Below are 11,186 nucleotides of genomic sequence, written 5' to 3' on the forward strand. Positions count from 1 at the left end.
TGAAGCTCTTGCCCGGGAAACAAACTCAAACTAACAGTCCCTTGTCCTGCCTCGCGGGTGGAGGAATTTGACTGACCACACCCGGAGGAATTTGAAGTGACCCGCGGGGATACGGTCTGTTTCTTCGATCTTTGCAGACGAAAGCTGGGCGATGGCTGTCGCCGACGCCGAGGCTTTCAGCCACGCGGATGTCTGCGAAATGATCGCGGGCTTCAACTCCCTTTAGGAACTTCAGCAACAAGCCCTGCGTTTTCCCGAAAAGGGAGATCTCACATGGTGGGAATGACGGAGCAAGACATCAGGAATCGAGCTTACCTTCTTTGGGAGAAAGCGGGCCAACCGACAGGGCAGATGGACACCATCTGGTACGAGGCTGAGAAGGAGCTTATCGCCGAGCGCAAAGAGCAGGGAGACGTGCCGTCCTACCTACCCAACATGGCGGCTGGCTGACCTCACAGTCATTGTAAGAACAGCGGCCCCTAGCCCCTAGGCGATGATCAGCACGTAGCCCCAAACGATGTAGCATCGGTGGTACGCCCAATGATCTCGTTGGCCATGCGCCGGCGACGGCCGGCGTACTGAGGCGGTCCTTAGTCTTCCTCAGGGAGCTGCTTAATGAGCGCTTTTTGAGGTTCATGGGCGAACAGAATTGGCCATATGCCGGTCCTCCGAAAACGAGCGCAAGGCCAAGCTCGGCAAGCCGCTACGCTGGCGGCCCATGGCATCTTCGTGGCGCCATTCGAGCCCGGCCCGATCGGTCCGGATCTGTTCGATGCGGCCTGAAGCATGAACTCGAGGAATCGTTTCCAAGCACCGCGAAAGGAGCTGTCGGCCGCGGACCTGCGACTGGATCAAGGTCAAGAACCGGGCGCCTCCGCGTATGTCGCGCCGGTCGAATAAAATAGGCCCGCTGCAGGATTCGCAGCGCGGCCTCGTGGTGCGTTTAAAAGCACATCGCCCCACCCCGGTGGGCAACGCCTGATCTCCCAACCAGGCGCGGCGGTTTCGCGGCAATTCGGCTCTGACAAACTAAGGCCCCGCGGAGTGACGCTCCGCGGGGCCCCCGGCTCTTAAAAAGTCTACACGTCTTGACCCGACTAGTCGATGATCTTGACTACGCGACGCGTGCGCGGTTCGACGATGACGCGGCGATCATTCACGACCGCGTAGCGATACTCGGTGTAGTTCGGCACCGGGCGCAAGACCACGGTCGGGGGCAAGGGCTCGCCGACGACGACGCGCTCGTGGATCACGACGGAGTCGTCGCGCGGGATTCCGCCGAGCACGGCATTCGGAATTTCGAGGCCGGCGCCAACGGCCGCACCGACCGTACCGCCGACCATCGCGCCAACCGGGCCACCGATGTCGCCACCCGCACGCGCGCCGTCCCTGGCGCCCTGTTCGGTCGTCGACTGAGCAAAGGCTGCACTCGACGCCAGCAGCGACACAGCAGCCAACGAAATCGCAAGACGGGTTTTCATGTCCACACTCTCCAGTGTTTGTTGATGCGCCATCAACCGCGGGGCCGGAGCATTGTTCCGGTTCCCCATGATGAAAGGCACGTCTGGAGAATGTTACCACGTAAACAGTTCAGGCCGCAGCGATCTTGCGCCCGCCATCAGTTCCAGTGCGCGCACCATCGCGGAATAATCCCAGGCCTTACCGCCATGCGCGGCGCAGGACGAGAACAATTGCTGCGCCACCGCCCGTGCTCGGCAGCGACAGGGCGAGCGTGCGCGCCCTCCCCGGCCGACAGCGGCAGCACGCCGCCGGCCAAATCAATTCGCCCGACCAGCGAATGGCTCCTCTAGGAACGTTGGGTTATTCCCCCATTGAAAGCAGCGGAACGACATCATGGTCCGTGACCTTTTTCTCCTGCTCGCCGTTTCAATCGTATCGAGCGTGCTTATTCGGAAATTCGAAATCGCGGTCATGGCATCCGCGAGGTGAAGCGTCACTCCTCTTGAATGCCGCTCTGGATTTGCAGCCGACGACTGAGTTCAGTCCGTATATGAGGACAGAGCGCTAGCGCGCGACTGCAGAAGGAATAAGGTCCCTCCAGCGGGTGATCAGGGTTGTTGCCGTCCATACCTCGGAGCGTTGGTCCGAGGACGTCTCGGAAGACGTCGCCCGCGAGCTCCAGCGCCGCTGCCATTTACAGCTCACGGATGTCCCCTCTCACCTGCAAGAGTTCGTCGATCGCCACGCCGCCCAGGACACGCGGCAGTTCAGCCTGCGGCTCGTCTAGTCATGGCGTTTCAAGGGAAGCCGGAGGCGATCGGCATCAAGGCCAAGTTTCCCGGCTTTGTCGAACCTGAGCTGGCAACTACGATCGAACGAACTCCGTCCGGGGACCGGTGGATTCACGAGATCAAGTTCGATGGCTACCGGGTGCAGGTCCATCTCGCCAACGAGGCAGTCAAGGTTTTCACCCGTCGCGGTCACGACTGGACCCATCGCTTTAAAAATGTCGCCGACGACGCGTGGCACATAAAGGCCTCGATGGCGAAGTCGTCGCACCAGCCGTCGATGGGACGACGGATTTTTCCGTCCTTCAAAACGAGCTCAAGGGCAATTCTACCAACATCGTCCTGGTTGCATTCGACCTGCTCTATCTGAATGGCTACGATCTACGGAAGCTGCCACTCATCGAGCGAACAACCCATCTCAAGAAGATCATTGTTAGTAGCGACTTACAGTTCAGCGAAAGCTTCGAGGTTGACGGCAAGGAGATGTTCGCGCACGCCTGCAAGGTTGGGCTGGAGGGCGTGGTATCGAAGGTGCGCGACAGCGTCTATGTCAGCGGCCGAGGCAACAGCTGGGTCAAGAAGACCTGCGCCCCGCGCGAGACGCTGACGATCGCCGGCTTCGCACTCGACGAGGGCAAACGGGACGGGATGTATCTCGCGCGGCGCAAAGGTGACGACGTGATTTATGCCGGAAAGGTCGACCACGGCTTCGCAGAGTTGCGGAAAAAGCTGCAACCGCTCGTTCGCAAAACCCAGCCCTACGCCAAAAGGAATCGCCCGCAAGGGCATCTGGGTTGAACCGAAGCTGCTGGCCGAAATCGAGTATCGCGCTACGTCCGCCGAGGGAAAAAGTGCCGCACCCGTTCTTTAAGGGGCTGCGTGAGGACCTGTAGCCGGGGAATTCGGCCACCCATTCTTTTCATCCCCTCCCACATTGGCAACGATGTGGGGCTTCTCCAATGGATTAGGAACGAAGCGCAGGAGCGTGGCTTGATCGCTAAAGGAGTCACGCCATGAAACCCTCAGGCACTGCACTTGTCTTGGCTATCGTCATCCCCTGCGCAGCGTTCGCCCAAGGTGGGGGCGGAGGCGGTGGTGGTGGAGGTGGAGGCGGTGGGGGAGCGGGTGGAAGCGCTGGCGGTGCGGCGTCCTCCGCGGGTACGGGAGGTTCGGGCGCAACATCTCGGTCCGGCGCGGGAGCAGCGGGTACGGCGAACTCGGGCGCAACGGCAAACCCGCCGGCTGCCGCCCCCAATGCAAATACCAATTCAACAACGGGCACGACCAATTCGATAACCGGCATCGCCAATGGCACTGCCTCGCCTCAATCCGGGCCCAACCAGGGAAATGGTGAGCGGACCGGCGTCGTAACGAGCCCCGGCACTAATGCCGCAGGAACAGCAGTTCGTCGGGCACACCCGCCGCCAATACACAGGGGGCCGCACCCGCGGGCGGAATCGGCCGGCCAACAACTACTGATCAACGGGACACCGACGCCAAGATCGACCAAGAGAACACTAACGTCGACCGAACAGTGAAAAAGATTTGCAAAAATTGCTGAGGTCGATTGCATCCATCGTCGTGGCTTTCGCTCTTGTCGCCCAATCGGCGCACGCAAAGAGCACGCGGCTCCCCAATCGTCAGAGCGTCTCGACAGTGATCCAACCCGGCGCCGTAAATCCTCCTGCCGAACGGCCACGCGATCCGGCCGACATCGCGCTGGACAAGAAGATCAAGAGTATATGTCGCGGCTGTTAACCGCCAATCGCGATGCAAAGGGGAGACACACATGAAACCGATTCTCTACCAACACGAACTCGCCGAAGAACTCGAGAAGCGCCCCGGCGTTGCCGGCCTCAAGCTGATCCGTGTGAAGGGCTACATTCCAAGCTGGGAGCTCGGCGGTATTCGGCAAAAGCCGTTGGATGAATCCGCCGAGGCGGCATTCGGCGACGAGGTACACAAGCTCCAGGACGAATACGATATGGCTTAGCTAAACCTGGGCCGCCTTCGGTTCTCAGGTGCACACGAGAAAACGGCCTCAGCGGCACCGGGGGGATATGCTGAGGCCGGATCAATGTCTCCCAAGGCGGGAAGCAAAGCTTCCAGACTAACGTCCTGGTCTCATCACTACCTTGATGACGCCGGCCTCTTTGTCACGGAATTTCTGGTACATCTTCGGAGCGTCTTCGAGGCTGGCCGGGTGTGTCACCACAAAGCTCGGATCAATCTCGCCCGCAACGATCTTGGCGAGCAGTGGCTTGGTGTATGCCTGGACATGGGTCTGCCCGGTCTTGATGGTCAGTCCCTTGTTCATGGCGGCCCCGAGTGGAATCTTGTCACCCATTCCGACATAGACGCCCGGAATTGAGACGGTGCCCGCCTTGCGACAAGCCATGATGGCCTGGCGCAGAACGTGGACACGGTCAGTTGCCAGGAATGTTGCAGCCTTGACCTTGTCGAGCACCGCGTCCGCCGAGCCGTGGCCCGATGCTTCGCAGCCGACGGCATCGATGCAGCTGTCGGGACCGCGCTTGTTGGTTCGCCGCATCAATTCCTCATGAACGTCGGCTTTCGAGAAATCGATGATTTCGGCACCCCCGGCTTCGGCCATTGCCAGACGCTCCGGCACTTCGTCGATGGCAATGACGCGCCCAGCTCCGAGCATGAGCGCGGAGCGGATCGCGAACTGGCCGACAGGACCGCATCCCCAGATCGCGACCGTGTCGCCCGGTGCGATCTGCGCATTGAGGGCAGCCATGTAACCGGTCGGGAAGATGTCGGACAGGAACAGCGCCTGCTCATCCGTAATGCTGTCGGGTATCTTGATCGGACCGATATCCGCCATGGGCACGCGCAGATACTCCGCCTGTCCGCCCGAATAGCCACCGAGCATGTGGCTGAAGCCAAAAAGTCCAGCGGGCGATTGGCCCATCGCCTTGGCCGCAATCTCCGCGTTCGGATTGGTGCGGTCGCAGCAGGAGAACAGTCCTTGCTGGCAGAACCAGCAATCGCCGCAGCTGATCGTGAAGGGAACCACGACGCGGTCGCCGATCTTCAGGGTCGTCACTTCCGATCCCAATTCGATCACCTCGCCCATGTTTTCATGCCCGAGGATGTCACCGCTCTCCATGGTCGGCTGGTAACCGTCATAGAGATGCAGGTCCGAGCCGCAGATGGCGCAGGCGGTAATCTTGATGATCGCGTCACGCGGATGCTCGATCTTGGGGTCCGGAACTGTGTCCACCCGGACGTCACCTTTGCCGTGCCAACAGAGTGCACGCATGGTCAAATCTCCATTTTTGGGGACGGCATGCGCATCTAGTCATGTCGTGCAGACGCAACAGGGGGAAGGGAGGGATGTTCCTAACCCTTCGACGAGCTGCAAAAGAAGAGTTGGCGCGCTCGCGGCCCCGGCGTCAAATGATCAAGCGAACTGCCGCCGGCCCAATCTGTTGTGCGGCGGATCTACGCTCGGCTGAAGCGGAAAAGGTTCGCTTGCGACCACCTCTTCTGTCAACACATTGAAGCGTACCAGCTTCGTTGGGCCAAACGCAGTTGAGATAGCGACGTCAGCAGCATCTCTTGCGCGAGCGATGACGATGCGGCCGATGCGGGGATGGTTGTGCCTACCGTCGAACGTGCACCACTTCCCGCCAATGTACGCTTCAAACCAGGCGCTAAAGTCCATAGGCGCCGAATCAAGCGGTACCCCAATGTCACCCCGATAGCCCGTGCAATAACGCGCCGGGATGTTCAAGCACCGGCACAGTGCAACGGCCAAATGAGCGAAATCTCGGCATACCCCGACGCGCTCTTCACTGCCGGCCTTCAGCCAGGCAAGACATCCGGCGGCGGACCTTCGCCGCTGTCTTGCAACAATTCCTGCTCAGCTGCGTACCAGAAACGCTCCATCTCGCCATCCGGCTTGCCTGCCTCTTCCCACAGTTTGAATGCACGCGTCCTGATTTCTTCTTCGGAAGGTCCAGCCATCGGTGAGCTCCTTTGCTGCGGGTGAAATGCAGTGAAAAGGCCGGAGTTCCAGGGCGGACACGGTCGCGCAGGAGCGCCGACCGGGCTCGAGCTCGCCCATCCGCTTGCAGTCTCGACCGTATCCGCCAGCCTGCCTTGATCGAAGCTGACAACGATCACGAAGCTCTTTTCCCGGCCGTGACAAGTTCGAGAACCAAACGCGCGTTCTGAGGATAGGAACGTGCGCTTCGACCCGGGTTTGACTAGTAGAAACAACAGCGAGAGCGAAAATGGGAAACAGCGGCGTCGGAATGCTTCTTGGCGATACCTCCGTGACAGCTCTCTGGATGATGTTTTTGGGTACTTTCATCCTAGGTGCGGCTATCCTGTATGGCGTCATGAAGTCAGGAAGGCTGCGCCGAAGCGAGCGGGCCCAGCTCGACCGAAACACCGAAGCAGCCCAGCGCCGGGACGACCCGCAGAAGAGACCCACTCTTTAACCGACGGCGCTCAAAAACATCGCTCTTTAGGAACCCTGACACTTTTGGACGAACGGCTAATGAGGTGTTTCTTATGGTGACGGAAAAGCTCGACGCTTTTACGGAAGCTCGCACCAGCCTCGAAACTAAGGGTTGAGGCGAGACTATAGGGATTGTCAATAAGTCACACGGCGGCGTTTGGCGGGCGACTTTTGCTACCCCCATATTCTGAAATGCAGATGCGCGAATTTTCGGGGGCCGCCGGTAGTTAGTGGCGAAGGTCGGAAGGATCTGACCCGCCCCTCCCCGGTCCATGCGCCTCAGATGCTAAGCGAGATTTGTCGACGGCACATGCCCCCTCAATCCTGCGGCGCGCCGCCACGTCGGGATCAGCATCCCTACACTTGTATACGTTCCCAGATAAGGTCGAGGGACGCGCCTCTACAAAGACATTGGCAGTCAGTTCAGAAACTTAACAGCGAGACGGCGCTCATCACGCCATACAACCGAGCAATCAATATCCAAGCCAGCACTTGGAACGCGCAGGCCGAAAGCCTCGGGCACGAGAGGCGCGCTATCGATTTGAACGATCGCAGAGGAATCCGTGAGGTGGCGGACCTTGCACCGCACAGGACAGCCGTCGATCAATATCTGCGCAGCATAGACATTACGTCGCCGCTCGTTTGCCACGACTCGCAGTCTCCCCCGCTACAGCGCGCGGGAGATACTGATCGGTGATTCCAGTCTCAAATGAGGCTAGACCATGGTTTCATTGCTAGGCCGTGAGCTGTTGCTGCAGGTCGGCGCGATAGCCCCTAGGCAGGTTGTCGTTTGCCAGTTCTGGCTTAGGTGGTCTGGCGTAATCTTGCAGCAGGCGCAAATCAGAGCGCCTTCCGGCGCGAGCTAGGCGGGACTCGATTGGGGGTGCGATGCATGGATTGTCTCGTGACGTGACGTTCTGGCCCTTGGTGTGGCCGATTGCCGGCTGCACACAGGGGAAAATAATCTGAAAACCTGCGGGATTTAACGTGCGACTGTGCGGCCGGTCGTTAAGGGCGATGGTGCCAGAGTGTGAACCGGCCCCTACCCGGTCATGCCGCGTCCATCTCAACCAAGCCGGCAATCGTATCGCCAACGATCATGAACAGCTTGCCGTGCAGCTCGGACGAGTCATCGAGCGCACGTACCCCGCAAGCAGTGGTGAGCCGACCGAAATGCGCTTGGCCCGCCTCTTGAAGTGTGGCGCTGTGCCGCTCCAAGAGGACGGCAACGCCGCCACGGTCGGTCTGTATCTCCAGCCAAGTGTCGTCGCCTCGCCTTTCCACCGCCGTAGATACGACCATCAGCGGCACGCCGCGCGGCACACTGATTTCAATGGCTGCCTTTCGGATCTTGCGGTCGTGCTCAGCGGCCTCGGTTGCGTCGACGGTATTGGAGCGGCGCCTCGACACTTCCTGCTCCTCCTTTTGCTCTGATGCCTCGGCCTTCGGCTTCACGCTGCGGTCGGCCTCGTCGTACTTCTCGGCAGCCAACTACTTCTCAAGTGGCATTAGAACTTTGGCTCTTGGAGGATGTCGAAGATTTCGAGCATGTTGCGCAAGGATAGCGGCACCTGAACACGTGGTCACGACCTGTGGGGCTGCTCTGTGATACTATGGAGGGCGGGCTGGCGCTCATCCATTGCAGGTCGAACCGGCCTGTCTAGACTGGTCCGGATCTGCCAAATCGATTCGAAGAGAAATGGCGAAGTCTTCAAAAAACTTGTTGTCGCGAAGAAGGGACGCGTGCCCTGGTAAGACGACGACGCGATAGGCTCTGGATGTTTCCGGGCGGTCGCAAGCGTGCAGGTGAGAGTGAAAGGACGTGTCTCCGCCGAGAGATCAGGGAAGAACTGCCGAAGCTCAAGCTGGGGCCGATGAAGCTCTGGAAAGAAGTGAAGTCAAAGAATCGTCGGTCCGGTCGCAAGATGAGTGATGCGATCTTCGTAGCAAAGAACGCGTCCGGCCCGTTGAAGATCGGCGACAAGAAGGAGATCGACAGGGCAGTCTGGTGCAAGCCACGAGGAATCAGGCTGACGCCGACTTCGCGTTACATTCGGGACAAGTTGTTTCCGAAGTGAACTTTTTCCACGCAGTCGACAAGTACAATTTGCAAAACGCCTTGGATGATCTCCAAAACGCGTTGGATGATCTCGAGGGTTAGTGGTCTGGCTTTTCGCGCACGATGACGCCGGTCTTGGGATCGGCATGAAATTCCATCTTCTGTCCATTCTTGATGCCTTTGCCCTCCCACTGGCCGTCGTCGGCTTCAAGCTTAGTGACCTGGGAATAGCCGAACTCGATAACCTTAGCCCTCACTTGCTCCATCGGCATCCAGTCAGGTCCGGGTTGATCGGCGCTTGCTGCTGAGGCCACGGCGAGGGAACCGATAACAAGAATTGTGGCAAGCTTCATTCTGACCCCCTCTCGTTAGAGCGTTAGCGGCGTTGACGAGAGCGCTGACATGGTTGTTCCCCTGCCACACTTTCGCAATTTCTCGCAAACACAATCACTGGAAAATGTTTCGGTTCCAAGCGCAGACGGCGCGAGATGCGAGCCCGCGCAGGCATCCGATGCGGCCTAAGGCGAAGTCCACCGGGTCAATCGCAGCCGCTTTGGCCGTATGCCGGCCGCTTCTGCTCTATCCCCAACTCCAGACATGTCGCTGTACTGCGGCAAATGTCGTGGTGGGCCAACAGGCGACATTCGAAGTAGACGAGACCTCTTGCAGCGGTCTGCCGGACGCCCAGCTCTTTGATCGCCAGAGCCGAAAGCTGCGCCGAGTCATGGACACCGCGACCTTGATGCAGTTTTTTTGCCATAGGTTCATCTGGACTGGAGGTTGTTGGAGTCAATGTCGGCGACGATAGATTTGAGCGCGCTGCGGTAGTGATCCTGCAGCATAGCGGGATCGAAATCGGCCTAGGTTCTAGCGTGAACCACCTCGCAGGTCGGGCGCAGCTCGACCAAGAGCAGCCAAACTATGCGAAGGAGGACCGACTCGACTTGGCCATGCGCTTTCCCATAGGCTGCTGCTTTCCATTAAAACTAGCGGGAAGCTAAAATGGCTGAAAAAATCGACGTCGAGATTGCCGGCAAATCGCAGTTTGAAGTCGCATACGAAATGGCGAGATTCATTCTCGTCAATATGGAAGGGCGTCAGGTGAAAAGCGTAAAGCGGCAGGAGCTCTTGCATTTGGTGGCTGACTGCATCGAGGCCTTGCGCGGCATCAAGGTCAAGGAGATTGTGAGCTAAAAAGTAAGGCTGGCACTCCTGCAGGGATTATCCATCCGATCTGTAGGGCCACGACACAATTCATCCGCAGTCGACTCGTGACGTTTCACCGCGCCTGCCGCATGCCATTTTGAAGTAAGCTGAGCACCTAGCGCTCTGAAGACGAGAGCCGGGAGGCGCCCATGGATGTCGCGGCGTGGCTGCGTGATCTGGGGCTGGGACGGTACGAACAGGCGTTCCGGGAAAACGACATCGACGCCGAGGTCCTTAGCGACCTCACGGCCGAGGATCTGATCGGGCTCGGCGTCGCCTCGATCGGCCATCGCCGCAAGCTGCTCGCCGCCATTGCCGCCCTGCGCCCCGGCTTAATTTCGGCGACCGGCCCCGCTACCGCCGCACCCGCTGCTCTCTCCGGGAAGGCCTCACTTGCACCCGAAGCCGAGCGCCGCCAGCTCACCGTGATGTTCGTCGACCTGGTCGACTCGACCGCGCTCGCGGCGCGGCTCGATCCGGAGGAAATGGCGCATGTCCTTCGGACCTACCACAGCGCAGTGGCGGGCGCGATCACGCGGTTCGAAGGGCACGTGGCGAAGTACATGGGCGATGGTGTGCTGGCGTATTTCGGCTATCCGCGCGCCCACGAGGATGAGGCCGAACGCGCGGTCCGGGCCGGCGTCGCCGCGGTCGCGGCCGTTCACTGCCTGGGATCGGCGCATGGCGAGACGCTGGCGGCCCGGATCGGGATCGCGACCGGCCCGGTAGTTGTCGGTGAGTTGATCGGGAAGGCGCGGCGCGCGAGGAGACGGTGGTCGGCGACACGCCGAACCTCGCGGCGCGGCTGCAAACCCTGGCAGAGCCGGGCACCATAGTGATCTCCGCCCGGACCCGGGAGCTCATTGGCGGGCTGTTCGAGCTCGCCGAGCTCGGCATGCAGATCTTGAAGGGATTTCCTGTTCCGGTGCGGCCGTGGCGCGTGGTCGGAGAAGGCAGCGCCGAGAGCCGGTTCGAGGCGTTGCACGGCGCAGGACTGACGCCGCTTGTCGGTCGCGACCATGAGATCGGCCTGCTGCTCGATCACTGGGAGCGAGCCAAGGAGGGTGAAGGCCAGGTGGTTCTGCTGACGGGCGAGCCTGGCATCGGCAAGTCGCGCCTCCTGCGAGCGCTGCGCGGGCGACTTGAGAATGAGCCGCATACGCCCCTGAGCCACTACTGC

Annotated in this window: 11 protein-coding genes and 3 pseudogenes; 8 read left to right on the forward strand and 6 right to left on the reverse strand. The window is 60.1% G+C overall.

The window, feature by feature from the left end; translation table 11 throughout:
* Positions 1–273: 273 nt before the first annotated feature.
* On the forward strand, positions 274–450 hold the full coding sequence (locus QJT78_RS44295; RefSeq protein ID WP_080586823.1) for a DUF2934 domain-containing protein: 177 nt from the start codon (positions 274–276) through the stop codon (positions 448–450).
* A gap of 647 nt (positions 451–1,097) precedes the next feature.
* Here the strand turns inward: QJT78_RS44295 and QJT78_RS44300 are convergent.
* Entirely contained in the window at positions 1,098–1,481 is a 384-nt protein-coding gene (locus QJT78_RS44300; protein WP_028154037.1) for a DUF1236 domain-containing protein, read from the reverse strand.
* A gap of 584 nt (positions 1,482–2,065) precedes the next feature.
* Here QJT78_RS44300 and QJT78_RS44305 point away from each other — a divergent pair.
* The 3 genes and pseudogenes from QJT78_RS44305 (at position 2,066) to QJT78_RS44315 (ending at position 4,242) form a co-directional block, all read left to right on the forward strand.
* Positions 2,066–2,248: a hypothetical protein gene (locus tag QJT78_RS44305; protein ID WP_193375995.1), complete on the forward strand. Its 183-nt coding sequence runs from the start codon at positions 2,066–2,068 to the stop codon at positions 2,246–2,248.
* A 2-nt stretch (positions 2,249–2,250) separates the two neighbouring features.
* Positions 2,251–3,142, forward strand: a pseudogene (gene ligD / locus QJT78_RS44310) (non-homologous end-joining DNA ligase).
* An 896-nt stretch (positions 3,143–4,038) separates the two neighbouring features.
* The gene (locus tag QJT78_RS44315) at positions 4,039–4,242 is read left to right on the forward strand and encodes a hypothetical protein (RefSeq protein ID WP_028154035.1); all 204 of its coding nucleotides are present in this window, start codon (positions 4,039–4,041) and stop codon (positions 4,240–4,242) included.
* 117 nt (positions 4,243–4,359) lie between these two features.
* Here QJT78_RS44315 and QJT78_RS44320 read toward each other — a convergent pair whose 3' ends face one another.
* The 4 genes and pseudogenes from QJT78_RS44320 to QJT78_RS44335 form a co-directional block, all read right to left on the reverse strand.
* Positions 4,360–5,535, reverse strand: a complete 1,176-nt coding sequence (locus tag QJT78_RS44320; protein ID WP_038945289.1) for a zinc-dependent alcohol dehydrogenase — start codon at positions 5,533–5,535, stop codon at positions 4,360–4,362.
* A gap of 141 nt (positions 5,536–5,676) precedes the next feature.
* A pseudogene (locus tag QJT78_RS44325) lies at positions 5,677–6,066 on the reverse strand (transglutaminase family protein); the annotation flags it as partial.
* A 14-nt stretch (positions 6,067–6,080) separates the two neighbouring features.
* Positions 6,081–6,242 carry a DUF2934 domain-containing protein gene (locus QJT78_RS44330; protein ID WP_080584172.1) on the reverse strand — a complete coding sequence of 54 codons (162 nt, stop codon included), beginning with the start codon at positions 6,240–6,242 and terminating at the stop codon, positions 6,081–6,083.
* A 1,549-nt stretch (positions 6,243–7,791) separates the two neighbouring features.
* The gene (locus QJT78_RS44335) at positions 7,792–8,232 is read right to left on the reverse strand and encodes a hypothetical protein (protein ID WP_028154032.1); all 441 of its coding nucleotides are present in this window, start codon (positions 8,230–8,232) and stop codon (positions 7,792–7,794) included.
* Between the two features lie 208 nt (positions 8,233–8,440).
* Here QJT78_RS44335 and QJT78_RS44340 point away from each other — a divergent pair.
* A pseudogene (locus tag QJT78_RS44340) lies at positions 8,441–8,819 on the forward strand (NUDIX hydrolase).
* Positions 8,820–8,898: 79 nt separating this feature from the next.
* On the opposite strand, the gene QJT78_RS44345 reads toward QJT78_RS44340, so the two are convergent.
* The gene (locus QJT78_RS44345) at positions 8,899–9,153 is read right to left on the reverse strand and encodes a PepSY domain-containing protein (protein WP_028154313.1); all 255 of its coding nucleotides are present in this window, start codon (positions 9,151–9,153) and stop codon (positions 8,899–8,901) included.
* A gap of 649 nt (positions 9,154–9,802) precedes the next feature.
* Between QJT78_RS44345 and QJT78_RS44350 the strand changes: the two genes are divergently transcribed.
* From QJT78_RS44350 to QJT78_RS44360, 3 genes are all read left to right on the forward strand, one after another.
* A complete protein-coding gene (locus QJT78_RS44350) occupies positions 9,803–9,994 on the forward strand; it encodes a hypothetical protein (protein WP_028154315.1) in 192 nt (63 codons plus the stop codon).
* Positions 9,995–10,155: 161 nt separating this feature from the next.
* Positions 10,156–10,842, forward strand: coding sequence for an adenylate/guanylate cyclase domain-containing protein (locus tag QJT78_RS44355; protein ID WP_038945286.1), 687 nt, complete (start codon positions 10,156–10,158; stop codon positions 10,840–10,842).
* Positions 10,779–11,186: adenylate/guanylate cyclase domain-containing protein (locus QJT78_RS44360; RefSeq protein WP_281460631.1), on the forward strand; the 408-nt coding region annotated here is incomplete at its 3' end. The genes QJT78_RS44355 and QJT78_RS44360, both read left to right, overlap by 64 nt.

The sequence above is a fragment of the Bradyrhizobium sp. Mp27 genome (assembly GCF_029953005.1).
GTDB lineage: Bacteria > Pseudomonadota > Alphaproteobacteria > Rhizobiales > Xanthobacteraceae > Bradyrhizobium > Bradyrhizobium barranii.

Coding starts and splice junctions, on each gene's coding strand:
- QJT78_RS44295 (WP_080586823.1), top strand. CDS start 274: ATGGTGGGAATGACGGAGCAAGACATCAGGAATCGAGCTTACCTTCTT.
- QJT78_RS44300 (WP_028154037.1), bottom strand. CDS start 1,481: ATGAAAACCCGTCTTGCGATTTCGTTGGCTGCTGTGTCGCTGCTGGCG.
- QJT78_RS44315 (WP_028154035.1), top strand. CDS start 4,039: ATGAAACCGATTCTCTACCAACACGAACTCGCCGAAGAACTCGAGAAG.
- QJT78_RS44320 (WP_038945289.1), bottom strand. CDS start 5,535: ATGCGTGCACTCTGTTGGCACGGCAAAGGTGACGTCCGGGTGGACACA.
- QJT78_RS44330 (WP_080584172.1), bottom strand. CDS start 6,242: ATGGCTGGACCTTCCGAAGAAGAAATCAGGACGCGTGCATTCAAACTG.
- QJT78_RS44345 (WP_028154313.1), bottom strand. CDS start 9,153: ATGAAGCTTGCCACAATTCTTGTTATCGGTTCCCTCGCCGTGGCCTCA.
- QJT78_RS44350 (WP_028154315.1), top strand. CDS start 9,803: ATGGCTGAAAAAATCGACGTCGAGATTGCCGGCAAATCGCAGTTTGAA.
- QJT78_RS44355 (WP_038945286.1), top strand. CDS start 10,156: ATGGATGTCGCGGCGTGGCTGCGTGATCTGGGGCTGGGACGGTACGAA.